Source organism: Microbacterium sp. AK009 (assembly GCF_013410955.1).
In the GTDB taxonomy this organism is placed as follows: Bacteria; Actinomycetota; Actinomycetes; order Actinomycetales; family Microbacteriaceae; genus Microbacterium.
Genome location: NZ_JACCCG010000002.1, coordinates 155,724 through 181,564 on the forward strand (window position 1 = coordinate 155,724; position 25,841 = coordinate 181,564).

Sequence of the window (25,841 nt, forward strand, 5' to 3'; positions counted from 1 at the left end):
GGGGTCAGCTTTCTTCGAGCCGTCGGACGACGGGTCAGGCGTCGGGCTTGGTGCGCTTGTCCGCGTCGGTGTCGTCGGTGGGCTCGGCGGAAGTGGCGGCGCGCCGGTCGTCGCTGATAGAGGTGATGTCTCCCGTGGCCACGCCCTCGAGGTATTCCTCCTTGCTGACCTCAGCCTCGATGAACTCCTCCTCCGACAGGACATCCGTGGGGTTCACCACACGGAGGATCGCCTGGCTGTGCACCTTGATACTCACCCCGGGAGCGATCTCCACGACCGCGGGCTGGTCGAGGTTGTCGGCGTCGTAGGAGACGATCGTGCCGTAGAGCCCACCCTGGAGGAGGACCTCGGCGCCGGGAACCGTCTGGCGGGCGCGCTGCTCCTGCTCGGCCTTCTGCTTCTGCAGACGACGACGCGAGCTCCAGAACATGAAGACCAACAGGGCGGCCAGCAGGAGGATGAGGCCGTAGTTGGCGAAGAAGGTCGCGAAGTCCATGAGGTGAAGGGCACCTTTCGGTTTCGGCACGCCTGGGCGGCGCTGCCGTGCAGGGAGGGGAGGCGGCGAGAAGCCTTGAGCGATTATAGGTCATCGAATCTGAGGGCCCCATCGCGATGAGGGGCTCCCAGGTGAGCGTAGGCGTCCGGGGTCGCGACCCGGCCGCGGGGTGTTCTGCCCATGAATCCGATGCGCACGAGGTACGGCTCCACCACCGATTCGATGGTGTCGGGCTCCTCCCCGACGGCGACCGCGAGCGTCCCGAGACCCACGGGCCCGCCGTGGAATCGGCGGATGAGTGCGTCCAGAACAGCACGGTCGAGGCGATCCAGTCCGATGCGATCGACGTCGTAGAGCTCGAGGGCCGCGTCCACCGCCTCGGCATCGGCGGCGCCGCCGCCCCGGTGGACGACGAGGTAGTCGCGCACCCGGCGCAGCAGCCGGTTCGCGATCCGGGGAGTTCCCCGGGAGCGTCGCGCGATCTCGGACCGCGACGACGCGGGGATCTCCACGTCGAGCTTCTCGGCCGAGCGCCGGATGACCTGCTCCAGCTCCTCCGGCTCGTAGAACTCCAGGTGCGCGGTGAAGCCGAAGCGGTCGCGAAGAGGATTGGGCAGCATCCCCGAGCGCGTCGTCGCGCCCACGAGGGTGAACGGTGCGAGATCCAGCGGGATGCTGGTGGCTCCGGCGCCTTTCCCCACCATGATGTCGATGCGGAAGTCCTCCATCGCGAGGTAGAGCATCTCCTCGGCAGAGCGGGCCATGCGGTGGATCTCGTCGATGAACAGCACCTCCCCCGGGACGAGGCTCGACAGGAGGGCGGCGAGGTCGCCGGCGTGCTGGATCGCGGGACCACTGGACATCCGCAGCATCCGCTCGCTCTCGTGCGCGACGATCATCGCCAGCGTCGTCTTGCCGAGCCCGGGAGGGCCCGAGAGCAGGATGTGATCGGCCGGGCGCTGCTGGATGCGCGCGGCCTGCAGGAGCAGCTGCAGCTGCCCGCGCACTTTCTGCTGCCCGACGAACTCGGCGAGCGAGGTGGGCCGCAGCGCCCCCTCGATGGCGAGCTCGGACTCGTCGGCCGGTTCGGCGGGATCCAGGGCCTCACCCACGGAGCGACTCCCGCGCCGGGCCGAGTTCGGCGAGGGTGCGACGCAGGAGAGCCCCCACGGAGGCGCGGTCGGCGTCGGTCGCGGTTTCGGAGACGGTCGACACCGCTTCGGCCGCGGTGCGCTCGGACCAGCCGAGGCCCACGAGCGCTTGGACGACCTGCGCGCTGAGGTCGGGCACGGGCGCGGCCGTCGCCGGTGCGCCGGCGGGACGAGCGGGGGCGAGCTTGCCGGCGAGCTGCACGACGATGAGCTTCGCCGTCTTCGGCCCGATCCCCGAAACCCGTCGGAACGGCGCATCGTCGTCGGCCGCAACAGCATCGGCGATCTGCGGCACGGTGAGTGTGGCGAGTACCCCGAGCGCCGATTTCGGACCGACACCGGTCACCCCGAGGAGCACCGAGAACACCGCCAGTTCCTCGCGCGTGGGGAAACCGAACAGGGACAGCGCATCCTCCCTGACGATCAGGGCGGTGTGCAGCAGGAGGCGCTCCCCGACCGGGGCGCTGCGCGAAACCTGCGGGGTCACGGCGACGGAGAACCCGACGCCACCCACCTCGACGATGACGCTGTCGGCCTCGACGTGCAGCACGGTGCCGTGGAGGGAGGAGATCATGTGCTCAGCCTAGGACACGGTTCGGACATATGTTCTAGCGACACACCCGCGGCGTCAGCGACGCGCGAGTCGCTCGGCGTCAGCCCACCGCTGCTGCGCCGGCGTGAGCGCGCCGGCGGGTGAGGCGGCGGACGGGCCGCGCCGCCACGCGTGACACAGCGCGAGGGCGAGGGCGTCCGCGGCGTCCGCCGGCTGGGGCAGAGCGTCCAGCCGCAGCACGCGGGCCACCATCGTCTGCACCTGACGCTTGTCGGCCGCACCGTAGCCGGTGACCGCGGCCTTGACCTCGGTCGGAGTGTGCGTGGCCGCGGGCAGGCCCGCCTCACCCGCGACGAGCAGGGCGATGCCGCTCGCCTGCGCGGTTCCCATCACGGTCTGGCGGTTGTGCTGAGCGAACACCCGCTCGACGGCGACGACGGCGGGCCCGTAAGCCCGCACGACCTCGCGGAGCCCCTCCGCCAGAGCGGCCAGCCGGTGCTCGATCGCGGTTCCGGCTTCGGTGCGGATGACGCCGACATGCACGAGACGCGCACTGCGATCGGCTGCCACGTCGACCACGCCGATCCCGCACCGGGTCAGGCCCGGGTCGACGCCGAGAACGCGAAGGGTTGCCACCCCGCAACGGTAGGCGCGGCTCCGCCCGCCGCGCCGCAGGCGCGCCCGGCGGGTCGCCGTCCGCCCGCGTGCGGAGAGGCGCCGCTATGCGTCATCCGACCGTCTCGGCGCGCGGGTCGAGTGCGCAACCGCGGGCCGGAGTCCCGGCCCGCCGACCCGTCGACCGGAATGTCGACGTGTCGCCCCGCGAACCCCGCCGCTGTGCTCGGCGCGGGCGGGGCTCAGTCCTCTGCTTCGAGCTCGGCCTGCACCTCGGGGGTCAGGTCGAGGTTGCTGAAGACGTTCTGCACGTCGTCGCTGTCCTCCAGCGCGTCGATCAGCCGGAAGACCTTCCGCGCGGTGTCGGCGTCGACCTCGACCTTGAGATTGGGGACGAACTCGACGTCGGCGGAGTCGTAGTCGATCCCCGCGTCCTGCAGGGCCGTGCGCACCGACACCAGCTCGCTCGCCTCGGTGATGACCGCAAAGCCCTGGCCGTGCGGCTCGACCTCTTCGGCGCCGGCGTCGAGGACGGCCATCATCACGTCGTCCTCGCTCGTCCCTTCGCCCGGAACGACGATCACGCCCTTGCGGGTGAAGTTGTAGGCGACGCTGCCGGGGTCGGCGAGGTTGCCGCCGTTGCGCGAGAGCGCGGTGCGCACTTCAGCGGCGGCGCGGTTGCGGTTGTCGGTCAGACACTCGATCATGAGCGCCACGCCGTTGGGGCCGTAGCCCTCGTACATGATCGAGGTGTACTCGACCGCTTCGCCGCCGATCCCGGCACCGCGCTTGATCGCGCGGTCGATGTTGTCGTTCGGGACCGAAGTCTTCTTCGCCTTCTGCACGGCGTCGTACAGGGTGGGATTGCCGGAGAGGTCGGCACCGCCGATCTTGGCGGCGACCTCGATGTTCTTGATGAGCTTGGCGAACGACTTCGCACGGCGGGCGTCGATGACGGCCTTCTTGTGCTTGGTGGTCGCCCACTTGGAGTGGCCGGACATGCTGACGATTCTAGCCGCGCCCATCCTGCCTCCCCTCGCGCCCGCCTCGCGCCCGCCCTCGCGCCCCCTCCCGTTCTCCCGCGAGAGTGCATCTGCGCGCCGAGGGAGCGGGGCGCACCCGCCTTCTCGGCGCCCCGTTGCACTCTCGCGGGAGCGGCGGGACACTGTCGCCATGCATGACACTGTGGCCATGGATGAGCGCGACGCGGCGCTGGACGCCGCCCACCAGGCGGCGCGGGAGTTCCTGGCGACGCTGCCCGACCGACCCGTCTGGCCGCGGGCGAGCGTCGAGGAGATGACAGCAGCGCTCGGCGGACCTCTCCCCGCCACTGGTCGACCCGCTGCCGACGTCATCCGCGACCTCGCCGCCCGCGCCGATCCGGGCCTGGTCGCGATCCCGGGCGGCCGCTTCTTCGGCTTCGTGATCGGCGGCACGCTGCCGGCCGCCCTCGCCGCCGACTGGCTCGTCTCGACCTGGGATCAGAACTCCGGGTCGAGCGCCATGACCACCGCCACCGTCGCTCTCGAGCGCATCGCCGGCGACTGGCTCCTGGAGATCCTCGATCTCCCCCGCGGCGCCTCGGTGGGTTTCGTCACCGGTGCACAGGTGTCGAACTTCGTCTGCCTCTCCGTCGCGCGGCACGCGCTGCTGCGCCGCCGCGGCTGGGACTTCACCCGTCAGGGCCTCACAGGGGCGCCGCAGGTGAGGCTGGTCGTCGGCCGCGATCGCCACGGATCCGTCGATCGCGCCGCCCGCTTTCTGGGGCTCGGCGAGGCCGACATGGTGGTGATCGATTCCGACGATGACGGCAGAATGCGGCCCGACGCTCTCGCGCGCGCCCTGCAGGACCTCCCCGAGGGGGCGACGATCGTCTGCCTGCAGGCGGGCGAGGTGCACACCGGGGCCTTCGACCCGTTCGCCGAGCTCATCCCGATCGCGAAATCGCACGGGGCGTGGGTGCACGTCGACGGCGCCTTCGGCCTGTGGGCCGCGGCGTCACCGCGCCTTCACGCCCTCACGTGGGGGGTGGATGCCGCGGACTCCTGGACGACCGATGCCCACAAGACTCTGAACGTCCCGTACGACTGCGGCATGGCGATCGTCCGGGACCCGGCCGACTCGATCGCGATGTTCCGCACGGGCGGCGACTATCTGATGTACACCGGGCTCGACCCCTGGGATGTCACACCCGAACTGTCCCGGCGGGCTCGCGGCGTCCCCGTGTGGGCGGCGTTGGCATCGCTGGGCATGCAGGGCGTCGAAGCCCTCGTCGATCGGCTTCACCGCAATGCGCGCAGGCTGGAACGGGGCCTTCGCGCCATCCCGGGGGTGACGGTCGTCTGCGCGCCCGACTTCACCCAGGTGATGTTCCGGCTGGATGACGACGACGCGACCCAGGAGCTCGGGCGCGCCATCCTCCAGGAGGGAACGGCCGCGCTCACCGGAGCGCACTGGCGAGAGCGGGCGGTGCTGCGCTGCTCGATGTCGTCGTGGGTGACCACCGATGACGACATCGACCTTACCCTCGCCGCGATCGCCCGGCTGGCCTCCCCCGCCCCCGTCTGACGCGTCGCTCCGCCCCCGCTTCCTCTGACGCGAGAGTGCAACGGCGCGCCGAGCATTCGAGGTTCACCCGCATCCTCGGCGCCCAGATGGATTCTCGTGGGGGTGGGGTGGGGTGGGGTGGGGTGGGGGGACGGGGGCGGGCGGGAGGAGGGCCTCAGGCCCGCGCGGCGACGCCTGCGAGGAAACGGCGATGGAACCTCGACTCCCCCGCGACCTCGGGATGGAACGCGATCCCCAGCAGCGGCCCCTGCTCGACCGCGACGACGCGGCCGTCGTCGAGTGAGGCGAGCGCGCGGGCGCCCGGACCGACCTCGGTCACTGCGGGAGCGCGGATGAAGGCGGCGTGCACCGGCGGGCCGTTGAGACCATCGACGGCGATCTCGGTTTCGAACGATTCGACCTGCCCGCCGAAGGCGTTCCGCTTCACCGTGACGTCGAGCCCGCCGAAGGTCTGCTGGCCCGCAATGCCGTCTTCCAGGCGATCGGCGAGGAGGATGAGCCCCGCGCATGTGCCGAAGACCGGCATCCCGCCTGCGATCGCGCGACGGATCGGCTCCTGCATACCGAACGCACGTGACAGCTTGTCGATCGTGCTGGACTCCCCGCCGGGGAGCACGAGTCCGTCGACAGCCGACAGCTCCTCGGGTCGACGGACGAGCGCGACCTCCGCGCCGAGTTCGGCCAGAACCCGGGCATGCTCGCGCACGTCCCCCTGGAGGGCGAGGATGCCGACGCGCGGCCTACCAGCCACGCTCGGCGAGGCGGTGGGGAGCCGGGAGATCGGAGACGTTGATGCCGACCATGGCCTCCCCGAGTCCGCGCGAGACCTCGGCGATGACCTTCGGGTCGTCGAAGAACGTGGTCGCCTTGACGATGGCCGCCGCACGCTCCGCCGGGTTCCCCGACTTGAAGATGCCCGAGCCGACGAACACGCCGTCGGCGCCGAGCTGCATCATCATCGCCGCGTCGGCCGGCGTCGCCACGCCGCCCGCGACGAAGAGCACCACCGGGAGGGTGCCGGTCTCGGCGATCTCGGCCACCAGCTCGTACGGAGCCTGCAGCTCCTTCGCCGCGACGTACAGCTCGTCCTTCGACAGTGCCGTCAGCGCGGCGATCTCACCGCGGATCCTGCGGATGTGCTTCATCGCCTCAGACACGTCTCCCGTGCCCGCCTCACCCTTCGAACGGATCATCGCGGCGCCCTCCGTGATGCGCCGCAACGCCTCGCCGAGGTTCGTCGCGCCGCACACGAACGGAACCGTGAAGGGCCACTTGTCGATGTGGTTGACGTAGTCGGCGGGCGAGAGCACTTCGGACTCGTCGATGTAGTCCACGCCGAGCTCCTGCAGCACCTGAGCCTCCACGAAGTGCCCGATCCGGGCCTTCGCCATGACGGGGATCGACACCGCGTCGATGATGCTGTCGATCATGTCGGGGTCGCTCATGCGCGACACACCGCCCTGGGCGCGGATGTCGGCGGGCACCCGCTCGAGGGCCATGACGGCGACGGCGCCGGCATCCTCGGCGATGCGGGCCTGCTCGGCGGTGACGACGTCCATGATGACGCCGCCCTTCAGCATCTCGGCGAGGCCGCGCTTGACCCGGTCGGATCCGGTGGTCGGTGTGCTCATCATCGATCCTTTCAAGACGAGGTGCTTTTTGACCTAGGCCAGAAAATATCATGACCTACGGCGTAGGCTGGTCGGGATGACGGCAATCGACGTGCAGCAGGCGATCCGCGGCACCACCGCGGCCGAGATCGCCCGCAGCATCCGTTCCTCGATCGAGGAGGGCGTCCTCTCCCCCGGCGACGCCCTTCCTCCCGTGCGCGATCTCGCCGCCGCCCTCGGAGTGAATCGCAACACCGTCGTCGCCGCCTACCGGCAGCTCTCGCAGGCGGCCCTGGTGGTCTCGCGCGGCCGTGGCGGCACCCGGGTGGCTGACCGGGCTCCCGTCGCGCAGGAGGGTTTCGCCCCCGACACGGTCCTCCGCGATGTCGGGACCGGCAACCCCGACCCCGCTCTCATCCCCGACCTCGCCCCCGCCCTCGGCCGGATCGCCTCACGACCGGTGCTCTACGGCGAGCCGGTCGTCGATGCGGAGCTGGCCGCTTGGGCCGAGGCGTGGTTCGAGCCCGACGTGCTCGCCGACGAGATGCGCATCACCGTCACCAACGGCGCCGTCGACGCGCTCGAACGACTCCTCGCGCAGGCCCTCACCCGTGACGATGCCGTCGCCCTGGAGGACCCCTGCTTCCTCTCCGCCCTCCACACGGTGCGGGTCGGCGGGTATCGGCCGATCGCCGTCCCCGTCGACGACGAGGGGATGACGGTGGCAGGTCTTACCGCGGCGCTGGGCGCCGGCGCCCGCGCGATCGTCTGCACGCCCCGTGCGCAGAACCCGACCGGGGCGGGGATGAGCGCGCAGCGCGCCGAGGATCTGCGGGGCGTGCTGGCGCAGCATCCCTACGTCCTCATCGTCGAAGACGACCACTATTCTTTGCTCTCGCGGCGTCCCTACCTGTCGCTGATCCCGTCGGGGCACCGCCGGTGGGCGCTGGTGCGATCGGTCTCGAAGTTCCTCGGACCCGACATGTGTCTCGCCCTCGCCGCGACCGACCCCGACACCGCCGAACGCCTCGCGACGCGCCTCAGCCCGGGAACGACCTGGGTCAGCCATCTGCTGCAGCGGCTGGCGCTCGCGCAGCTGACCGATCCCGCCGCGCGCGAGACGATCGACCGCGCGGCCGCGCACTACGCCGCCCGCAACGCCCGTGTCGCCGCGCTTCTGCAGGAGGCGGGCCTGGGCGCCATCGCGCGCGACGGCCTGAACCTCTGGGTCGACACCGGCGCCCCCGCACGGGCGGTTTCGGAGCAGTTGATGCGCCGCGGCTGGCTCGCTCGCACCGGAGATGAGTTCTCGCTTCGCACCGAGCAGCCCAGCACGCACCTCCGTCTCACCGTCCACGACCTCGACGACGCCGACGCCCGGGCACTGGCCCGCGACCTCTCCGCCGCCGCGCGTGCCGCGGCCCTCACCGAAGGATGATGCTCCCGTGAAGATCCTCTCGATCCAGTCCGCCGTCGCGTACGGTCACGTCGGCAACTCCGCGGCGGTCTTCCCGCTGCAGCGGATCGGCGTCGAGGTGCTGCCGGTCTACACCGTGAATTTCTCCAACCACACGGGATACGGCGCGTGGCGCGGTCCGCTCATTCCGCCGGCCGACGTCGCCGAGGTGCTGACGGGCGTCGAAGAGCGCGGGGTGTTCGGGCAGATCGACGCCGTCCTCTCGGGTTACCAGGGCAGCGAGGGCATCGGCGATGTGATCGTCGATACCGTCCGTCGGGTGAAGTCCGCCAATCCCGACGCGCTGTACGCGTGCGACCCGGTGATGGGGAACGCGAGATCCGGATGCTTCGTGGCCCCCGCCATTCCCGTGCTGCTGCGCGAGCGGGTCGTCCCCGTGGCCGACATCATCACCCCGAACCAGTTCGAACTCGGCTTCCTCACCGACACCGAGCCGCTCTCCCTCGACTCGACCCTCGAGTCGGTCGACGCGGCCCGCGCGATGGGTCCCCGCACGGTGCTGGTCACGAGCGTCGAACGGCCCGAGCGCGAGGAGGGCACCCTAGAGATGCTGGCGGTCGACGATGCCGGCGCATGGATCGTTCAGACCCCGCAGCTGCCGATGAAGGCCAACGGGTCGGGAGACGTCACCGCCGCACTCTTCACCGCCCACTACCTGCGCACCCGAAGTGCGGCCGAGGCGCTCGCGCGCACGGTGTCGAGCGTGTTCGACCTCCTCGCGCTCACACTCGAGTCCGGTCAGCGCGAGCTGCAGCTCATCGAGGCACAGGAGCACTATGCCCACCCGCGGATGCAGTTCCCCGTCGCGCAAGTGCGCTGACGGCGCGCAGGGTGAGGGTCAGCCGTAGACCTCGGTGAAGGCGGCCTCCCACTGCGGGCCGTCTTCGGGGCACAGGAACCCGGCACCGAAGACCATCACGCTCGCGACGTTGCGCTCGGCAGCCGCGCGCTGATCCTCGGAGAAGTCGGCGGGGATGAGTTGCGCGAACACCGGCGAGGAGGCGACGTGGGCCTGCAGCAGTGGGGCGTCGACCTCGTGGTAGTTCAGGATCGCCGTCTCGCAGGCATCGGCGGCGAGGGCGAGGGAGATGCTCTCGGTCTGGGCGTCCCACGTGCCGCCCTGCGACTCGACGAAGGCGCGCTGCTGGCCGATGAACTCCTGCTGAGCGGGCGTGACCGCGACCAGCGGCGAGCCGTCGAGGGGAAGCTGCTGGTCGGCCAGGAACTGGTCGCGCTCGGCGAGCGCGTCTGCCATGGGGTCCTCACCGGCCTGGTCGTCGCCCTCCGTCTGCGCGGGAGCCGGGGTGGCCACTGTGGGGCTCGTCGACGCCTCGGGCTCGACCGCCGGGAGGGAGAAGGTGCACCCGGCCAGACTCAGGGCGACGATGACGAGGGAAGCGGATGCGGCGGTCGAGCGTGAAGGCATGCCCGCCACCGTAACGGGCGCCACGCCGTGGCGCCCGGGGTTGTCCACACCATCGGCGCGCGGTATCAGGCGGGCCAGGCGTCGGCGATGGTGGCGCGCACCTCGCCGAGCAGCTGCGGGAGGGCCTTGGTCTTGGCGATGATCGGGAAGAAGTTCGCGTCGGTCGCCCATCGCGGCACGATGTGCTGGTGAAGGTGCGCGGCCACGCCCGCGCCGGCGACGGCGCCCTGGTTCATGCCGATGTTGAATCCGTCGCAGCGAGAGACCTGCCGCAGGACCCGCATCGCGATCTGGGTGAGGGCGCCGATCTCGGCCACCTCCTCGGCGGTCGCCTCGTCGTAGGTCGCGATGTGCCGGTACGGACACACCAGAAGGTGCCCGGAGTTGTAGGGGAAGAGATTCAGGAGGACGTACGCCGTCTCCCCGCGGAAGACGATGAGGCCGTCCTCGTCGGACTTCTGCGGCGCCTCATCGAACGGGCAGACCTCGCGCAACGGCTCGGGGCCGGCCTGGATGTATGCCATCCGGTGCGGCGTCCACAGCCGCTGGAACTCGTCGGGGACGCCGGCGAGGTCCGCGGCGGCGACGAGGTCGTCGCCGCCGCGACCGGAGTCAGACACCGAGTTCCTCGGCGGTGTTCACCAGCAGGTGACCGTCGATCGCTGCGCGGATGCGCCGGACCGCGTCATCCACGGCGATGCCGTTCTCCTGGGTGCCGTCACGGAACCGGAAGGAGACCGTCCCGCCCGACCGGTCCTGCTCGCCGGCGATGAGGATCAGCGGCACTTTCTGGGTGGTGTGGGTGCGGATCTTCTTCTGCATCCGGTCGTCGCTGTGGTCGACCTCGGCCCGCACCCCCTCGGTGCGCAGTCGCGCGACGATCCCGTCGAGGTAGTCGGCGTACCCCTCGGCGACCGGCACCCCGACGACCTGGACGGGCGACAGCCACACCGGGAACGCCCCGGCGTAGTGCTCGAGGAGGATCGCGAAGAACCGCTCGATCGATCCGAAGAGCGCGCGGTGGATCATGATCGGGCGCTTCTTCTGGCCGTCACGGTCGGTGTACTCCAGCTCGAAGCGCTCCGGCAGGTTCGGATCGACCTGGACCGTCGACAGCTGCCAGGTGCGGCCGATGGCGTCGCGGGTCTTCAGGTCGATCTTCGGGCCGTAGAAAGCCGCTTCACCGGGAACCTCCGCGAGCTTCAGCCCACTGGCGACCGCGACGTTGCGCAGGGCGTTGGTGGAGTACTCCCAGAACTCGTCGGAGCCGATCCACTTCTCCTTCTCGTCGTCGCGCATCGACAGCTCGAGCTCGAAGTCGTCGAGACCGAAGTCGCGCAGCATCGAGATGACGAACTCCAGCACGCGGGTCGCCTCCCCTTCCAGCTGCTCGGGGGTGACGAAGAGGTGCGAGTCGTCTTGGGTGAATCCGCGCACGCGGGTCAGGCCGTGCAGGGCGCCGGACAGCTCGTTGCGGTACACCGTGCCGTTCTCGGCCAGGCGCATCGGCAGGTCGCGGTAGCTGCGCGCGCGCTCCTTGTAGATCAGGATGTGCATCGGGCAGTTCATGGGCTTGAGGTAGTAGTCCTGCCCCGCCTTGGTGACGACCCCGTCGGCGTCGCGCTCCTCGTCCAGGGTGATCGGAGGGAACATCCCCTCCCGGTAGGTCACGAGGTGATTGGACTGCAGGAAGAGATCCTGCTTGGAGATGTGCGGGGTGTAGACATAGGTGTAGCCGCCCTCGATGTGGCGCCGGCGGGCATGCTGCTCCATCTCGCCGCGGACGACCCCGCCGCGCGGATGCCACACCGACAGTCCCGACCCGATCTCCTCGGGGAACGAGAACAGATCCAGGTCGCGCCCGAGCTTGCGATGGTCGCGCTTGGCAGCCTCTTCCAGGCGGTGCTGGTAGGCGCGCAGGTCGTCTTTGGACGCCCAGGCGGTGCCGTAGATCCGCTGCAGCTGAGGGTTCTTCTCACTCCCGCGCCAGTAGGCGCCGGCGACGCGCTGCAGCGCCCAGCCGTTGCCGATCGTTCGGGTGTTCGGCACGTGCGGGCCGCGGCAGAGGTCCTTCCACACCGTCTCGCCGTCGCGGTCGACGTTGTCGTAGATGGTGAGCTCCCCGGCCCCCACCTCGACCGACGCGCCCTCGGTCTTGTCCGCCCCGCCCTTGAGGCCGATGAGCTCGAGCTTGAACGGCTCGGACGCGAGCTCGGCCCGCGCCTCCTCGTCGGTCACCACCCGGCGGACGAAGCGCTGACCCTCGCGGATGATGCGCTGCATCTCCTTCTCGATGGCCTTCAGGTCCTCCGGGGTGAACGGCTGATCCACGCCGAAGTCGTAGTAGAACCCGTCGGTGATCGGTGGGCCGATGCCGAGGTCGGCCTGCGGCACGATGCGCTGCACGGCCTGGGCGAGCACGTGTGCCGTCGAGTGCCGGAGGATCGACAGGCCCTCGGGGCTGTCGATGGTGATGGGTTCGACATCATCGCCGTCGCCGACGATCGTCGCGAGGTCTCGTGGTTCGCCGTTCACGCGCATGGCGATGACGGATTTGTCGGGGAACAGCGCGAAGCCGTCGGCGCGGGCGGATTCGTCCGACGAGGAGGCGTCAGTCACAGGGGTACTCCTGGGTCTCGGTCACGGGTGGTCGGTCACGTTCTCAGCTTCGGGCGCACCAGCGCCCCGCCCGCTCAGGCGTCGAGCGTTCGCGTGCCGACCAGGGCGGCGAGAGCCGCGATGCTGGGCCGGGAATCCATGCGGACAGTCTAGTCAGGTCGGGGCGCGCGGGCCGGGGCACCATGATGGTGCGGTGAAGACCTGGATGCTGGGACTCGGGCTCCTCGCCGGTGGCGCGGTGGCGCTCGCGACCGGCGTCCTCCCCGCATCCGATCTCCTCGCGGTCGGCGACCGGGTGTGGAGCATCCTGGTGTTCGTCGTGGCGATCACCGTCGTGGCCGAACTGGCCGCGACCGCGGGAGTCTTTGACGTGGCCGCCGGTGCGCTGTCACGCCTCGCGCGGGGCCGCACTCTGCTGCTGTGGATGCTGGTGGTCGCCCTCGCGGTCGGGGTCACCGTCTTCCTCTCACTCGACACCACCGCCGTCCTGCTGACGCCGGTCGTCCTTGCGGTCGCGCGTGCGCATCGGCTTGATCCGCTCCCCTTCGCGCTCGCGACGGTGTGGATCGCCAACACCGCCTCTCTGGTGCTGCCGATCTCCAACCTCACGAACCTCCTCGCCGTCGACCGCATCTCCGGCGGCGACGTCGTCGGATTCGTCGCTCTGCTGTGGCCGGCAGCGGTGGTGTCGATCGTCGTCTCGGTGCTGCTGCTGTTCGTCGTCTTCCACCGTCGCCTCCGGGGTCGGCATGACCCCTCGGCACCGCCGGTCGTCGCGGACCGTGTGCAGCTGGCGGTCTCGGCGGCGATCGTGGTCGTGCTGCTGCCGTTCCTCGTCAGCGGCATCCCACCCTGGATCCCGGCGAGCCTCGCCGCTCTGGCACTGGTGGCGCTTTTCGCGTGGCGCGCGCCCCGGCGCCTGAGGATCTCGCTCGTTCCGTGGTCGCTGCTGGTCTTCGTCTCGGGTCTGTTCGTGGCCGTCGCGGCGCTCGAGGCGGTGGGAGCCCTCCGGCCCCTGGCAGCGCTCATCGGCGCCGGTGACTCGGCGGCGTCACTGGCGAGCATCGCAGCGGCCGGGACCGCGGCCGCCAACATCGCCAACAACCTCCCCGCGTACCTTCTGCTCGAGCCCGCCGCCGACGACCCGGCGCGCCTCGCGGCGCTGCTCATCGGGGTCAACGCCGGGCCCCTCGTCACCCCATGGGCCTCTCTTGCGACCCTGCTGTGGCACGCGCGGGTCGTCGCCGCGGGGGTGACGCTGTCGTGGGGCCGCTACGCGCTCCTCGGACTGGTGGGCGCACCCGTCATCGTCGGCGCCGCGGTGCTGGCGCTCGCGGCATCGACGGCGAGCTGAGGGGTTCCGAGGTGCTTGAGCGCCTCGCGGACCGACAGCGGACTCAGGTCGTGAGCCGCGACGAAGGCTCTCACCCACGCGGGGTCGGTGCGCGCATGATCGCGCAGGGCCCACCCGATGGCCTTGCGGATGAAGAACTCGGAGTCGGCGGCGTTCGGGCTGATGGCCTCGTCGAGAAGCGCCTGATCGACCCGCCTCCGCCGTCCGAGCTGGGACAGGATCGCGATCCGCCGGATCCACAGATCATCGTCGTGCGCCCAGGCGCGGACGATCACCGCGGTCTCGTCGGGTCGGGCGTCGAGCAGGTCGCCGAGGCGGTGGGCCAGCTCGTCGGTGATGTCCCACCACGCACCCGTACGCACCATGTGCTCGACGATCGGCACCAGCCGCGGTTCGCCGCGGACGCCGCGGTGGCGGAGAAGAGCCATGGCGGCGTACCGCTCCTCGCGGTGGGTCGCGTCGTCCCAGAGCAGCCGCGCAGCGGAGAGTCTCGTCACGGGGCCGGCGCTGTTGGCGACCTCGGCGACCAGGCGGCGCACCTCGGGCACCCGGATCCCGAGGAACGGCATGGCCGACTTCATGTACGCCTGCTGGCCTGCCGCGCGCGAGGGGTCGGCGGCCTTTCGCAGGGCCGCCCGGATGTCACGGACGAGCGCCGCTTCGGCCGCGGAGTCGCTCACGGGTCCCGGGGGTTCCCCCGCTCGACGATGAGCGGATCGACGGGCGTGTACGGCAGTGGGGGCAGATCCCGCTCCGGGATGCCGAAGGAACCGGCGAGCACCTCGCGCGAGAACGCCGAGCCGGTCGCCCGATACCCGATGTCACCCGGAGTGGGCTGATCGAAGAAGATGAGGAAGTCCAGCCCGTCCTCACCGAGCGTCTCGATGTGATGCGGGAACGCCCGCGGGATGAAGTAGACCTGCCCGGGCTCCAGCTCGTACTGGGCGAGGGTGCCGTCGGGGCCGAGCACCCGCATCCGCCCTCTGCCCTTCCAGACGTAGCCGAGCTCGGCGGTGACCGGGTGCCAGTGCGGCTCGCGCATGCCGGTCCCGGCGATGTGCAGGTGGTACATCGAGATGTTCTCCAGCGCCGCCCAGTACTGCCTGCGTGCGAGCTTGGCGAACCCGTAGCTGTACGACAGCGGCGCCTGCTGTCCCTCGGCGTCGAAGAGCCGAGCGTTGGGGAGCCCCGCACTGTCGGGAATCTGAGCGGCACCCCGCCGCCGGAAGATCGGGGTGGGATCCCGCCGGGGCAGGATCTCGAAGGCTTTCGCTTCGAGGTCGTAGGTGTTGCCCAGAACAGCGTCGGTCATCGCGCCGACGCTGCCGGCGAACGAGAAGTGCTCCGGGTGACCCGACCGGAGCGCGGCGATGATCTCGGCAGGTCCGTCGCCGACGTTCTCGATGTGATGCACGGCGCCCGATTCGATGTGGAACATCTGCCCGGCAATCACGACGAAGGATGCGAAGGAGTCGGCGTTGCCGAGCACCGAGACCAGGACGCGACCACGCGTGACGTAGGCGAGCTGATGGGCGTTCACGTTCCATTGCGGCTCGCGGACACCTCCGGGGGCCAGGACGATGCGCTGGATCGACATCCGCCTCAGCATCGGGAAGTCGGCGCGGGTGAGCCGTCGGATCTCCCCCGCTTCGCCTTCGAAGACGGGCGGCGCGATGTGAAGCGATGCGACGTGCGGCGAGGTCATGTCGAGAATGTAGACCCTTCGGACCGCCGTGGGCAGTCGGATTCCGTCGCGGCCCCGTGTCGTCGCCCGCGAATAGACTCGCCGCTGCTCGGCCGGAGGAAGGACGACCGCCATCGGCACGAACAGGCGCTACGCGGACACCGTGGACCGTCAGATGAGCGAGCGTGTCCTGCAACGCACGGCGTCGCAGGGGCCGTTGCAGACCTTGACCCGGGCGGAGCTGCAATTGGACGTGCTGCCATGCACGACCGACCCCCGACCGAGAGCCGTGCGCGCGTGGGTTCGCTTCGGCGCGACGCCGGTTCAGGTCGACGCCGAGGCGTGCATGTGGACCCCGCGCGCCGTCGCCATCCGCTTCGAGATCGGCGCACGCGAGTACCGGTGCTGGGTGTGGGCGAGCGCCGTCGAATCGCCCCCGTGACGCAACCTCGTCAGCGATGACGTTGTGGAACCGTGTGGACCGCCAGACGCGTCGCATCCCGGACGCGCGTACGCTCGTCGGTGAAACCCTCGTAGGCCGGCTGGCCGTGCAGGCCCTGCCGCGAGAACGACGTGAAGTCAGAGCTGAGCCGACCGCCCACTCCTGCGCAAGCGTGAGCACCGGCTCAGGTTCGGTGGCGGTGACGAAGACCTTGTCCCCGGCTCGGCGGGGACGCCGCCTGCGCTCGGTGGAGGGGTGGCTATCGGGCGGGCCGGTGCGTAGCCTGTCTTCGCGGACGGTGAGGAGCCACCATGTCGGTGCGAGGCGCAGCAATGCGGGCTGGTGTGATCGGTCTAGTGGCGGCGGGCGTCATCAGTGGCGCCACGGGAGACTACGGTGACGCCGAGGACGACACGAACATCCCGATCTCGCCGCCCAACTGGTCGTTTCTCGTCTGGGTGCCGATCTACCTGGGAGCGTTCGTGTTCGCGGCCGCGCAGGCCCTTCGCCCGTGGCGGGGCGACCCCGCCGTTGCTCGCATACGTGTCTCGTTCGCGGCGTCCGTTCTCCTGTCCGGGTTGTGGGTGCGAACCGCCCGTCGCCCCGCCCTCGAGGTTGCCGTGGTCGGAGCAACCGCGACGACCGCCCTGATCGCCCAGTTCCGCGGCGCGCGCACAACGCCGTCCTCCCCGCGTGAACGCAACCGCCGCCGAGAGAGTGCCCGCACGTGGTTCTTCGAAGTCCCGGTGGGCCTCTTCGCGGGGTGGATCACGCTGGCGACTGTCGTGGCAACGAGTCAAGCGCTGGTGGAGAAGGGCCTTTCCGCCCTCCTCCGGCCGAGATGGTCGGCAAGCCTCCTGCTCGCCGCCGGCGCGGCAGGCGCGGTCGTCACACGGCGGACGCGAGGTGTGGCCTATCCGCTCACGCTCGTGTGGGGTCTGTTCGGAGTCGCCATGAAGGAGCGCAGCCGCACGCCAGTGGTGGCCCGATCGGCAGTGGCGGCGGGTGCTGCGATCGCCACGGCCGTCTTCAATCGCCCCCGTGAGTAATCGCCCCCGTGAGTAGCAGGAGGTGATCCTGGAAGGGTGATTGATCCTTCGCGTGTCCCACGACCCCCTCTGGGAAGCAGAAAACCCCCGGAATCCCGGGGTTTTCGTCTGTGCGCGATACTGGGATCGAACCAGAAGATTGAGCTTCCAGCTGTGTCCACTGAAATCCATGCGGTGCAGGAAAGTCCCCGGTAGATCGCGCTTTGAGCCGTTCTACCGCGATTCTCCCAGTTCCAGGAGTGGACACTCCGAGACTCTAAATGAAGAAGCTCCACGGTCAGGTCACTACTCACGTTTTCTCCTTGACACCCGCCGAGCACCGCGACGGACAGCAGCAGCCCAGCTCCCCGCAGGCAGCGCGTCGCGGTCCTCATCGGTGCCCCTCGATGCGCTGCCTCATACCCTCCGGCACCGCCAAGAGGGTGGCGGATACTGCGGAGGCGTTAGTAGTCACCGAGCGGATCGGCGTCCTCGGGCAGGATGAAGCAGGCGCTGCCGGAATTGATGTTGACGTAGCCGTCGTCTCGCAGGCTCATGATGACGGACTGCCCCTCCGGGCCTCGCGCCTCAGTAATGGGCCGGTCCCCGTCGAGGAGGAACTCGGAGTCATCCAGCGCGGCGGCGATGTCCTCCATAAACTGCCGCTCATCCGTCGGCTGAACGGTGAGGTATACCCGCGTGCTCCCTGACCAGCTGAACTGCTGATCCGGGCCGCACCGGAGGAGGCTGCCGGTCTCAAGCTGTTCGATCCGGTCGACGATGTCGGCGGGCACTGCCTCCGCGACCTCCAGCTCGAACCGCTGAGTGTCCGCCTTCGCCTGTTCTACCGTCAGGTCGCTGTCCACGTCACCCTCGCTTCCCTGGCATGCCGTCAGCGCCGCCAAAGCGACGACCAGCACCGCACCCGCCAACACCCGCCGCATCATCGCGACGCCCCAATCCGATCTTCGATGGCATCCAACACCCGGCGATTCTCCTGAGCCGCGGTAGCGATGAGGTTGTGGTTGGCGATGGGCGTGGTGGTCATCGGCATCGACGGCGCTGGGCCCGCCGAGGACACTCCGGACGGAGAAGCGGAGGGGAAGTACAAGGTCCAATCTCCTTCTCGGGCGTGCACGGTGCTGTCCAATGCGGGTGAGGTGTGACGCGGGATCTTGCCGAGCGCGTTGTTGTCGAGAAGGTAACGATATTCGGTGATCACAACGCTGCCCGAAAGTCTGGGATTTGGGCGGCTTTGAGCTTGTTGAGACAGACCGCACGGCAGAACTCGCGGGCAGAGATCTGACCGGCATCGTGGGCGCGCAGCATGCGCACCGAAAACTCTCGGCCGTTGTAGCGGCGGATCGCGTTTACCGGCTTCGGCGGTCGCGGCTCGTTGCGTGAGCGACTGTCGAACTCGACTTCCAGTCGCTGGAGGTGGGCCTTCCCAACATCGGCAGTCATCATCTCTAGCCGCATCGCCCGGACAACTACTGCACTCGGCGTCACCTTGTAATGGTCCGCGGCAGTCCGGATCGCAGCGGAGTTCGAAACGTCGACGCTCTTGAACTCCCCTGCGGGCATCAGAATCTCAGCCGCAATCGCGAACTCGCGGTTTTTTGCAGATGCGGGCGACTTGCTGTCATAGGTCACAGGGGCGAACACACCCCGGCGATGAGGACCGCGAGGAGGACAAGCGTGAACGTTCGACGTCCCGCGGGTTCGACGTGCTCCCCCTCATCGCCGCCAGCGAGAAATATGTACGGAACCTTGTCGTCCTTGACTGTAAGCCCGAGGAACCGTATACCCCGCAGTAACTGGGGTATGTAGTTGTTCTGACTCTGAGCGACAAGAATCTGTTTCGATTCGAGGGCGGCGATAAGTCTCTGCGTCACGACCGACTTCGTCTTCACACCCCGCAGCGTGGAAGCGGAAATATCGAGATGATCCATCAGCTTCGCAGCGTCCGCTGCAACGGTCCGCCCCGGCCTACTGAGCGACCCCACGATAGTGTTCTTCTTGAGCGTCTTGTCGTGCGTCTTCAGAAGCTCTTGCTTACGCAGCAGGTCCTTCACAATGAGCTCGATGTCTCGAAGCTCGACCGAGTTGCGCAAGCTCAGCGAAAACTCCTTCTTAGTCAGCCCCTGCAGGAGCTTCTCCGTCTTGAGCGCCACTTGCGCCTCTACGACCTCCCGCGGCGCGAAGAAGAGCGAGAAGGGGATATCCGCTGTCCGGGCGAGCTCAACTAGTTTGGTGAACTTGATGGATCCGTCCTCGAGGGCGTGTTGGAATGCTGCCCGGGCGTTCGCAACAAAGTTCTCGAGAAGCGCGACAAACACCGACCGCTCGACCGGCACCGAATGCCCATCTATGAGTACATCAATCTGCACGCTTCCCCCAAAGATGGATCGCAAGACCAATATGACGCACGCAATCTGACGAATCGTCAGACACGCCCGCTCCGACACTTCGACACCACCCGAGCTAACGAACGATCCCCGCCGCACGCTGGAGCAACGGATGAGGACACTGATGCGCTATCGCTGGCAAGGGCTACCGTCGCGATCACCACCGTCGGTTACGGCGACTACTACGCCGTCACCATCCTCGGCCGCTTCGTCGCCATCGCCCTCATGATCGGCGGTATCGCCCTCATCGGCGTTGTGACCGCCACCCTCGCCTCCTGGATCGTCGAACGCGTCTCCATCGAGACGAAGACCGCCGCAGCCGCAACCGAGGAGCAGGTGGACGCCCTGCACGCGGAGGTCGCCGAGCTCAAGGAGATGATCCGCGTCCTCACGCCGTCTAGATAGCGGCGTTGTGTCGAGAACTTGTGGTGCTTAGGGTGACCGCAGGAGGACCGATGGCGCGCAACAGGCTCACGGCGGTCATGAAGGTCGTCGGGTTGACGGCAGCGAAGTTCGTCGGTGTCGCGTTGGCCGCCTTGCGGACGTCGGCCTCACCGGGAGGAACGTCCCCTATGCCGCCCGCGCCGCCGCCCGGCCGTGGTGTGCGGGACTACCGGCCGTGACCGCACAGTTGCCCAGGCTGAGCGCGCCGTCATGGAGCCGCTACCGCGCCTAGCTACAACGTGACGTCGGGTGGCGTATGGGGCTTCTCGTCGAAGCGTCCCAGCCTGTCTCGGGGCTGCTCGCCGCGAGATGCACGTGCAGCAGTCCGGTTGAGGGAGCCGATGATGTCGCGAGTGGCCGTGGACGTCACAAGGAGTGCCTTCTCGGCCTCCGTCATCTCGGCAACATCGGCCGCGTCCGCCCGGTGGTCCACCACAGCGTCGACCATCGCCAGGGCGATGTCTCGCGCCTCATCACGACCAAGGTGGTAGTAGGCGTACTTCGACACGAGCGCTTCCAGACTGAACTCGCGGCTGCCATCTCCGATGTCCGTGAGACCCGTGGGCGTGCCGACGAGGTCCGGTGACAGGTCGAAAGCTGGCGTGAACTCGGCGTGCTCACCGTCCCAGAAGAATGCGACGTTGCGTAAGTGGTCGTCGTCGATGCGCATGGCCAATCGGAACGCCAGGCGGCTGAAAAGCTCTCGCCCTTGCTTCGGAGGCGACGTCGAGAGCGGGCGGAGCTGTTCCAGGAGTTGGGGGTACGACCCTCCCGATGGCAGGTGGTGCTGGGCGACGGTCATGCCAGACAGCACCATTCGCCGGCGACCAGCGTCACGGTCGAAGCGCTCTGTCAGGAGCACGAGGTCGGACCTCGGGTCGACTCCCTGTCGAGCAACGCGCAGAAGCCGTGCGGTGGGCACGTCGATGCCGGCCTGCTCAGCGACGTAGATCGCGGCGCGTTCAGCCTTGATGAGCGGGGAGACACGGTCGTACGGCGTCTCGAACTTCGCGAGCCACTCCCGGCCATCCAGCGTCACGTACGCCTTGGGCTGTGAACCTCCCGCTGCCGTGAGCGTGTTCCTCACGGCGCGCTCACGGTCTGCGCCCAGCGGCTCAGCGTTGTCGATTGCGGCGGCCGCTTCGGCGACGATTCTCAAAGACCCACCGCCCGCCCGAGGGCGGTATTCGGCGCTGCTTTCTTGGAAGTCCAGCGCACCGACGCGGTCGCTTCCGGACATGAGCATGTACACGACGTCGGACAGTTTGTCCTCCATGCCGCGTCCGAGCTCACGGTTGATGACCTGGCGCCCCCAGGAGTCCGGCATCGCGTCACGAATCGTCGACGGCATGCCATGTCCGATGTCGGGCGGGAAAGGTCGGCTGTCAAGCGGAAGCTCAGGGCCCAATGCAATGCGGTTCGGCCGCGCAAGGTAGCTGTTGGCGTAGCGGAACGCCAGACCGCTCCTCACGTTCGAGGGAGCGAGTACGCCCGCGACGACGGGGGCCACTTCGTCGGGAAGGTAGGCCCAGACGAAGGGTGTGTCAGAACTCTGCATCTATCTCCCGCTCCCTGCGGTTGCGGACGTTGGATGGGATGAGGGTGAGTGCCTGCTCACCCTGCTGCCGCATTCGAGAGAGGGTCTTCGGGTCGGTGATATCGAACAGGGGCACGCCGGCGTAAACGGCGGCGTTCAGCACGTTGCCGAAAGACACGGCCGGGTCTCCTCGTTCGATGAGGGTGATGGCGCGCGGGGTGACGTCGGCAAGCTCGGCCAGTCGGGCCGCTGTCATCCGGTTCGCGTGTCGGGCAAGCCGAATCTGCTGCCCGAGAATTCTGGCAGCGTCGGCAGCTTCGGCCGTCATCACGATCTTCTTGCGAGGCATGTGATTAGTTTGTCATGGATCGCGCTTCAGAGTCAATCTATCGACAGTAGCGACCGAGACTGGTGAATCGTCGGCGTCAGCCGGCGAGGCGCCGTGAGGGCCGTCAGGCACTCACCCAGACGGCGAACAGCGCGTCCCGCTCCCCCGCCGAGTACACACCGCCGTAGAACAGCTCCTCCCGCACCATGAACCCCCGCGCTTGGAGGTCACCGGCGGTGATGACGGTCCGGTGGGTGCGGTCGATGCCGAGCACGTCTACCGTCCGCGGGTTCGGGACGGACACCACCAAGCACCCGACCGCTGCCTGCAGCTCGGCGACGAGCCGCCACGGGTCGTCGAGGTGCTCGAGCACTTCGAGGGCGACGGCGAACTCCGCTGGCCGGGGCGGCACCCACGATTCGAGATCGTGCGCAAGGTCGTGCCCGAGGTCGATGGGGATGTACCGGCCCTTCCACCCGCCCTCCACGCGCAAGGTGACGTCCAGCTCGGTCCACCCGGCGCCGATGTCGTAGAGGGTGCTCTCATCGCTCAGACCGTTCGCCCGAAGAGCTTCGAGCGCCGCGCGATACCGGACCGCGCGGCGCTCGAAGGTTCCCGTTCGCTCGCCGAGGTAGGCATCGACAGTGGTGTGCATGCCGGTGATGTGCGCGGCGGCTCGGTGTACCGTCGGGCTCAATGGTCGAGCTGGAGCCGTACAACGCTGCCTGGCCGGCTGAGTTCCGGCGGGAGGCGCAGCGCGTCGCCGACGCCGTGGGCGAGGCAGTGGAGGCCATCGAGCACATCGGCAGCACGGCGGTGCCGACGCTCGTCGCTAAGCCGATCATCGACCTTGCCGCGAAGACGGCCGCCGACGTTGACCCGTTCGAGCTGTCAGAGCCGCTCGCATCGCTCGGGTACCGACAGCACACTGCGGGGCCGAAGACGCACGCCGTGTACGTCCGCGCCGACGGCGACCGGCGGACGCACATCCTCCATGTCTTCACTCCCGACCAATGGGCGCACTGCAACCAGCGACTGTTCCGCGACAAGCTCCTTCGCGATGCCGACGCACGCCGCCGCTACGAAAGCCTCAAGATGAGGCTCGCAGCGTCGGACGCCTCGAACTACACCGCCGGCAAGAGCCCGCTCGTCCAGGAGCTCCTCAACGAAGAACGGGCCTCACGCGGCCTCCCGCCCGTGACCGCCTGGGACAAGTAGCGCGGCAGCTCAACAGATTTGGCCGCGCCACGTGCGCATGGTTCTTGCTTGTTCTTCGTCGAACTCCGCGTGAGCGAGCCACTCGTTCACATGGGTTCACTCCGACTTGCACCGCTCGAGCGGTGCATTGATGCTCGTACCGCCAGCCGGCTCCGGCGACGCGTGGACCACACGGGGTTGCGAAAGCCGTCCGCGGGCCCCCGTCTCGGCGTACCCTCTCAGACTTAGCGGTGCATGAGCGGTGCAAAACGCTTCCGAAGCGTCCAGAAAACCAGAAAACCCCCGGAATCCCGGGGGTTTTCGTTGTGCGCGATACTGGGATCGAACCAGTGACCTCTTCCGTGTCAGGGAAGCGCGCTACCGCTGCGCCAATCGCGCCCAAGGGGCTGTTTCGTTGTGGAGTGGAGGTGGCGACGGGATTCGAACCCGTGTAAACGGCTTTGCAGGCCGGTGCCTAGCCGCTCGGCCACGCCACCGTGTGTGGTTCGACCCACGCGTCGTGTCCATCCCGAAGGGTGGACCCAGCACTCGAGCGGATGACGAGACTCGAACTCGCGACCCTCACCTTGGCAAGGTGATGCGCTACCAACTGCGCTACATCCGCATGCTCCCGGCTTCCCGGGCGCTTCACCGACTTTAGCCGATCCCGCGCCCGGTTCCAAACCAGCGCCGTCGCCGCGTGTCGCCACGGCACCCGGTTCGGACCGGGCCTCGGCATCCGGTAACATCGGAACCCGGCCCCCGGGCCGACGGGCGATTGGCGCAGTTGGTAGCGCGCTTCCTTCACACGGAAGAGGTCATCAGTTCGAGTCTGGTATCGCCCACCACATCCGGCCCTCACTTCGGTGCGGAGAACCGCCACCCGTACCTCTTGCGCAGCGCCTCGGCCACTGTCGTGAAGCGCCTGAGGTCCAGAGCAGCCGCTTCACGTCGCATCCCGCGATCGTGAACCGTGTAGAGCTGGTCGATGTCGACCCACGAGGGGCGGCCGCGGCTGTCCCACTTTCCCGTGCCGAGCGGCAGGTAGTCGTGATCGCCGTCGTGGGCCTGGCTGGTCAGGCGCACCGCGTAGACCCGATCAGCCGATGCCCGCCCGATGACGAGGACTGGACGATCCTTCCCGCGCCCGTCGTTCTCGACGTAGGGCACCCACGTCCAGACGATCTCCCCCGCGTCGGCGGTGCCGTCGGAGTCGGGGTCGTATTCGATGACGAGGTCTCGCGGCGGGCGGATGACCGCCTGCGTCGCGGTCGTCGGCCCTGAGGTCGGCCCTGCACCGAGTGAAGCAGAGCGAGATCCGCGGCGGCCCGCTCCGACGAGCGCCGCGAGGGAACCGAGGAGACCGCGCATTCGCACCATGACGCCAACATACGCGGAGGGCGCCGCGCTCTCGCGCGACGCCCTCCGGATACGGCCCTGTGTTGCTCAGCCCCGGGTGTCGGTGAGGACGTAACCCTCCTCGCCGTGCACCACGGTGTCGATGCCGGCGACCTCGTCCTCGTTCTTGACGCGGAAACCGATGGTCTTCTGGATCGCGAAGCCGATGATCCAGGCCAGCACGAAGGAGTAGGCCAGAACAGCCACCGCGGCGATCGCCTGGACGAGCAGCTGCGTGCCGTCACCGCCCATGAACAGGCCGGTGCCGTTGGCGAAGAAGCCGATGTACAGCGTTCCGACCAGGCCACCGACGAGGTGGATGCCGACCACGTCGAGCGAGTCGTCGAAGCCCCAGGCGTACTTGAGCTCGATCGCGAGGGCGCAGACGACACCCGCGACGATGCCGAGCAGGATCGCCCAGATCGGGTCGAGCGAGGCGCAGGCGGGGGTGATGGCCACGAGACCCGCGACCGCGCCCGAAGCGGCACCGACCGAGGTGGGCTTGCCGTCCTTGATCTTCTCCACCACCAGCCAGGCCAGCAGGGCAGCGGCAGGGGCGGCGATGGTGTTGACGAACGCCAGGGCGGCCACGCCGTCTGCTGCCAGCTCGGAGCCGGCGTTGAAACCGAACCAGCCGAACCACAGCAGACCGGCACCCAGCAGAACGAACGGCGGGTTGTGGGGCACGTGCACGCCCTTCTGGAAGCCGACACGCTTGCCGAGCACCAGGGCCAGCGCGAGAGCGGCGGCACCGGCGTTGATGTGCACCGCCGTTCCACCGGCGAAGTCGATCGCTCCGACTCCGAACGTCTCCTGGAGGCCGTAGGTGATCCAGCCTCCGTAAGCGAAGCTGCCGTCTTCGGCGAGTCCGAAGTTGAACACCCAGCTGGCGACCGGGAAGTAGACGATCGTCGCCCACAGGCCCGCGAAGACCAGCCACGCGCCGAACTTGGCCCGGTCGGCGATCGCCCCCGAGACCAGCGCGACCGTGAGGATCGCGAACGTCGCCTGGAACGCGACGAAGGCCAGCGGCGGGTAGGCGGCACCCTCGGGCACTTCGAGGAGGCTCGTCAGTCCGAGTGCGGACCAGTCGATCGCCCACGGGGCGACCAGACCGTCAGCCCCGGGGAACGCGATCGCGTATCCGTAGAGCACCCACAGGACTCCGATGAGTCCGAGCGAGCCGAAGCTGAGCATCATCATGCTGATGACGCTCTTGGCCTTCACCAGTCCGCCGTAGAAGAACGCCAGCCCTGGCGTCATCAGCAGGACGAGTGCAGCCGCGATGAGCATGAATGCGGTATTGCCTTGATCCATCTCTCAGGAGAACCTCTCTGCGGGGACGCAGGATGTAGCGTCGGGTGGCACCCAGTGTGCTGATCCGCGGTTTCGCCCGCCGTGCGCACCGTGTTTCGAGTCGGTTACGCGAGGGCCATGCAGGTAAACATCAGGTTTCCGGATGCCGCGAAGCGGCCACGACGGCGCTACGAAACGGCTCCGCACGCG

General features: G+C 68.7%; 29 protein-coding genes and 4 tRNA genes. 10 read left to right on the forward strand and 23 right to left on the reverse strand.

What is annotated here, in order from left to right; genetic code table 11:
- Window positions 1-34: 34 nt before the first annotated feature.
- The 5 genes from yajC to HDC37_RS04675 form a co-directional block, all read right to left on the reverse strand.
- Entirely contained in the window at window positions 35-496 is a 462-nt protein-coding gene (gene yajC, locus HDC37_RS04655) for a preprotein translocase subunit YajC (protein ID WP_179559252.1), read from the reverse strand.
- Between the two features lie 83 nt (window positions 497-579).
- The gene (gene ruvB / locus HDC37_RS04660; RefSeq protein WP_179559253.1) at window positions 580-1,608 is read right to left on the reverse strand and encodes a Holliday junction branch migration DNA helicase RuvB; all 1,029 of its coding nucleotides are present in this window, start codon (window positions 1,606-1,608) and stop codon (window positions 580-582) included.
- The gene (ruvA, locus tag HDC37_RS04665) at window positions 1,601-2,221 is read right to left on the reverse strand and encodes a Holliday junction branch migration protein RuvA (RefSeq protein ID WP_179559254.1); all 621 of its coding nucleotides are present in this window, start codon (window positions 2,219-2,221) and stop codon (window positions 1,601-1,603) included. The genes ruvB and ruvA overlap by 8 nt, the downstream gene beginning before the upstream one ends.
- Before the next feature lie 54 nt (window positions 2,222-2,275).
- On the reverse strand, window positions 2,276-2,836 hold the full coding sequence (ruvC, locus tag HDC37_RS04670) for a crossover junction endodeoxyribonuclease RuvC (protein ID WP_179559255.1): 561 nt from the start codon (window positions 2,834-2,836) through the stop codon (window positions 2,276-2,278).
- A gap of 221 nt (window positions 2,837-3,057) precedes the next feature.
- Window positions 3,058-3,816: a YebC/PmpR family DNA-binding transcriptional regulator gene (locus tag HDC37_RS04675; RefSeq protein ID WP_179559256.1), complete on the reverse strand. Its 759-nt coding sequence runs from the start codon at window positions 3,814-3,816 to the stop codon at window positions 3,058-3,060.
- A 172-nt stretch (window positions 3,817-3,988) separates the two neighbouring features.
- On the opposite strand from HDC37_RS04675, the gene HDC37_RS04680 reads away from it, so the two are divergent.
- Window positions 3,989-5,383: an aminotransferase class V-fold PLP-dependent enzyme gene (locus HDC37_RS04680; protein ID WP_257021316.1), complete on the forward strand. Its 1,395-nt coding sequence runs from the start codon at window positions 3,989-3,991 to the stop codon at window positions 5,381-5,383.
- Between the two features lie 154 nt (window positions 5,384-5,537).
- Here HDC37_RS04680 and pdxT read toward each other — a convergent pair whose 3' ends face one another.
- Both pdxT and pdxS read right to left on the reverse strand, forming a co-directional pair.
- Complete coding sequence (gene pdxT / locus HDC37_RS04685; RefSeq protein WP_179559257.1) at window positions 5,538-6,134, reverse strand: pyridoxal 5'-phosphate synthase glutaminase subunit PdxT; 597 nt, start codon at window positions 6,132-6,134, stop codon at window positions 5,538-5,540.
- A complete protein-coding gene (gene pdxS / locus HDC37_RS04690; RefSeq protein WP_179559258.1) occupies window positions 6,124-7,014 on the reverse strand; it encodes a pyridoxal 5'-phosphate synthase lyase subunit PdxS in 891 nt (296 codons plus the stop codon). The genes pdxT and pdxS overlap by 11 nt, the downstream gene beginning before the upstream one ends.
- Before the next feature lie 76 nt (window positions 7,015-7,090).
- Between pdxS and HDC37_RS04695 the strand changes: the two genes are divergently transcribed.
- Together HDC37_RS04695 and pdxY are read left to right on the forward strand one after the other, a co-directional pair.
- On the forward strand, window positions 7,091-8,431 hold the full coding sequence (locus tag HDC37_RS04695; protein ID WP_179559259.1) for an aminotransferase class I/II-fold pyridoxal phosphate-dependent enzyme: 1,341 nt from the start codon (window positions 7,091-7,093) through the stop codon (window positions 8,429-8,431).
- 7 nt (window positions 8,432-8,438) lie between these two features.
- A complete protein-coding gene (pdxY, locus tag HDC37_RS04700; protein WP_179559260.1) occupies window positions 8,439-9,290 on the forward strand; it encodes a pyridoxal kinase PdxY in 852 nt (283 codons plus the stop codon).
- Window positions 9,291-9,308: 18 nt separating this feature from the next.
- Here pdxY and HDC37_RS04705 read toward each other — a convergent pair whose 3' ends face one another.
- From HDC37_RS04705 to thrS, 3 genes are all read right to left on the reverse strand, one after another.
- On the reverse strand, window positions 9,309-9,896 hold the full coding sequence (locus HDC37_RS04705) for a hypothetical protein (RefSeq protein ID WP_179559261.1): 588 nt from the start codon (window positions 9,894-9,896) through the stop codon (window positions 9,309-9,311).
- A 65-nt stretch (window positions 9,897-9,961) separates the two neighbouring features.
- Complete coding sequence (locus HDC37_RS04710) at window positions 9,962-10,516, reverse strand: HIT domain-containing protein (protein ID WP_308472091.1); 555 nt, start codon at window positions 10,514-10,516, stop codon at window positions 9,962-9,964.
- Window positions 10,509-12,437 carry a threonine--tRNA ligase gene (gene thrS, locus HDC37_RS04715; protein ID WP_218869404.1) on the reverse strand — a complete coding sequence of 643 codons (1,929 nt, stop codon included), beginning with the start codon at window positions 12,435-12,437 and terminating at the stop codon, window positions 10,509-10,511. The genes HDC37_RS04710 and thrS overlap by 8 nt, the downstream gene beginning before the upstream one ends.
- A 271-nt stretch (window positions 12,438-12,708) precedes the next feature.
- Here thrS and HDC37_RS04720 point away from each other — a divergent pair, with 271 nt between their 5' ends.
- Window positions 12,709-13,869, forward strand: coding sequence for an SLC13 family permease (locus tag HDC37_RS04720; RefSeq protein WP_308472092.1), 1,161 nt, complete (start codon window positions 12,709-12,711; stop codon window positions 13,867-13,869).
- On the opposite strand, the gene HDC37_RS04725 is transcribed toward HDC37_RS04720, so the two are convergent.
- Both HDC37_RS04725 and HDC37_RS04730 read right to left on the reverse strand, forming a co-directional pair.
- The gene (locus HDC37_RS04725) at window positions 13,788-14,549 is read right to left on the reverse strand and encodes a DNA alkylation repair protein (protein WP_179559263.1); all 762 of its coding nucleotides are present in this window, start codon (window positions 14,547-14,549) and stop codon (window positions 13,788-13,790) included. The genes HDC37_RS04720 and HDC37_RS04725 overlap by 82 nt on opposite strands.
- Complete coding sequence (locus tag HDC37_RS04730; RefSeq protein ID WP_179559264.1) at window positions 14,546-15,574, reverse strand: cupin domain-containing protein; 1,029 nt, start codon at window positions 15,572-15,574, stop codon at window positions 14,546-14,548. Before HDC37_RS04730 ends, HDC37_RS04725 begins: the two co-directional genes overlap by 4 nt.
- Window positions 15,575-15,728: 154 nt before the next feature.
- On the opposite strand from HDC37_RS04730, the gene HDC37_RS04735 reads away from it, so the two are divergent.
- Together HDC37_RS04735 and HDC37_RS04740 are read left to right on the forward strand one after the other, a co-directional pair.
- Window positions 15,729-15,995, forward strand: a complete 267-nt coding sequence (locus HDC37_RS04735; RefSeq protein WP_218869370.1) for a hypothetical protein — start codon at window positions 15,729-15,731, stop codon at window positions 15,993-15,995.
- Window positions 15,996-16,306: 311 nt separating this feature from the next.
- On the forward strand, window positions 16,307-17,044 hold the full coding sequence (locus tag HDC37_RS04740) for a hypothetical protein (RefSeq protein WP_179559265.1): 738 nt from the start codon (window positions 16,307-16,309) through the stop codon (window positions 17,042-17,044).
- 443 nt (window positions 17,045-17,487) lie between these two features.
- Here HDC37_RS04740 and HDC37_RS04745 read toward each other — a convergent pair whose 3' ends face one another.
- A complete protein-coding gene (locus HDC37_RS04745) occupies window positions 17,488-17,958 on the reverse strand; it encodes a hypothetical protein (RefSeq protein ID WP_179559266.1) in 471 nt (156 codons plus the stop codon).
- 78 nt (window positions 17,959-18,036) lie between these two features.
- Between HDC37_RS04745 and HDC37_RS04750 the strand changes: the two genes are divergently transcribed.
- Complete coding sequence (locus HDC37_RS04750) at window positions 18,037-18,189, forward strand: hypothetical protein (protein WP_179559267.1); 153 nt, start codon at window positions 18,037-18,039, stop codon at window positions 18,187-18,189.
- A gap of 52 nt (window positions 18,190-18,241) precedes the next feature.
- Here the strand turns inward: HDC37_RS04750 and HDC37_RS04755 are convergent, their stop codons facing one another.
- Complete coding sequence (locus HDC37_RS04755; protein WP_179559268.1) at window positions 18,242-18,676, reverse strand: ImmA/IrrE family metallo-endopeptidase; 435 nt, start codon at window positions 18,674-18,676, stop codon at window positions 18,242-18,244.
- Window positions 18,673-19,380 carry a hypothetical protein gene (locus HDC37_RS04760; RefSeq protein WP_179559269.1) on the reverse strand — a complete coding sequence of 236 codons (708 nt, stop codon included), beginning with the start codon at window positions 19,378-19,380 and terminating at the stop codon, window positions 18,673-18,675. Before HDC37_RS04760 ends, HDC37_RS04755 begins: the two co-directional genes overlap by 4 nt.
- A 3-nt stretch (window positions 19,381-19,383) precedes the next feature.
- Between HDC37_RS04760 and HDC37_RS04765 the strand changes: the two genes are divergently transcribed.
- A complete protein-coding gene (locus HDC37_RS04765) occupies window positions 19,384-19,836 on the forward strand; it encodes a potassium channel family protein (protein ID WP_179559270.1) in 453 nt (150 codons plus the stop codon).
- Between the two features lie 271 nt (window positions 19,837-20,107).
- Here the strand turns inward: HDC37_RS04765 and HDC37_RS04770 are convergent, their stop codons facing one another.
- From HDC37_RS04770 to HDC37_RS04780, 3 genes are all read right to left on the reverse strand, one after another.
- Window positions 20,108-21,385 (reverse strand): HipA domain-containing protein, encoded by a 1,278-nt coding sequence (locus HDC37_RS04770; RefSeq protein ID WP_179559271.1) that lies wholly within the window; start codon window positions 21,383-21,385, stop codon window positions 20,108-20,110.
- Between the two features lie 34 nt (window positions 21,386-21,419).
- Window positions 21,420-21,761, reverse strand: a complete 342-nt coding sequence (locus HDC37_RS04775; protein ID WP_179559272.1) for a helix-turn-helix transcriptional regulator — start codon at window positions 21,759-21,761, stop codon at window positions 21,420-21,422.
- 103 nt (window positions 21,762-21,864) lie between these two features.
- Complete coding sequence (locus HDC37_RS04780; protein WP_179559273.1) at window positions 21,865-22,395, reverse strand: hypothetical protein; 531 nt, start codon at window positions 22,393-22,395, stop codon at window positions 21,865-21,867.
- Window positions 22,396-22,436: 41 nt separating this feature from the next.
- Here HDC37_RS04780 and HDC37_RS04785 point away from each other — a divergent pair, with 41 nt between their 5' ends.
- Entirely contained in the window at window positions 22,437-22,958 is a 522-nt protein-coding gene (locus HDC37_RS04785) for a GrpB family protein (RefSeq protein ID WP_179559274.1), read from the forward strand.
- A gap of 306 nt (window positions 22,959-23,264) precedes the next feature.
- Here the strand turns inward: HDC37_RS04785 and HDC37_RS04790 are convergent.
- The 3 genes from HDC37_RS04790 to HDC37_RS04800 form a co-directional block, all read right to left on the reverse strand.
- Window positions 23,265-23,336, reverse strand: a tRNA-Val gene (locus HDC37_RS04790).
- 24 nt (window positions 23,337-23,360) lie between these two features.
- Window positions 23,361-23,434 (reverse strand) — tRNA-Cys (locus HDC37_RS04795).
- Window positions 23,435-23,489: 55 nt separating this feature from the next.
- A tRNA-Gly gene (locus HDC37_RS04800) sits at window positions 23,490-23,562 on the reverse strand.
- Between the two features lie 147 nt (window positions 23,563-23,709).
- On the opposite strand from HDC37_RS04800, the gene HDC37_RS04805 reads away from it, so the two are divergent.
- A tRNA-Val gene (locus tag HDC37_RS04805) sits at window positions 23,710-23,785 on the forward strand.
- Window positions 23,786-23,795: 10 nt separating this feature from the next.
- On the opposite strand, the gene HDC37_RS04810 is transcribed toward HDC37_RS04805, so the two are convergent.
- Both HDC37_RS04810 and HDC37_RS04815 read right to left on the reverse strand, forming a co-directional pair.
- A complete protein-coding gene (locus HDC37_RS04810) occupies window positions 23,796-24,317 on the reverse strand; it encodes a type II toxin-antitoxin system PemK/MazF family toxin (protein WP_179559275.1) in 522 nt (173 codons plus the stop codon).
- 66 nt (window positions 24,318-24,383) lie between these two features.
- Window positions 24,384-25,652, reverse strand: a complete 1,269-nt coding sequence (locus HDC37_RS04815; RefSeq protein ID WP_179559276.1) for an ammonium transporter — start codon at window positions 25,650-25,652, stop codon at window positions 24,384-24,386.
- Between the last annotated feature and the right edge of the window lie 189 nt (window positions 25,653-25,841).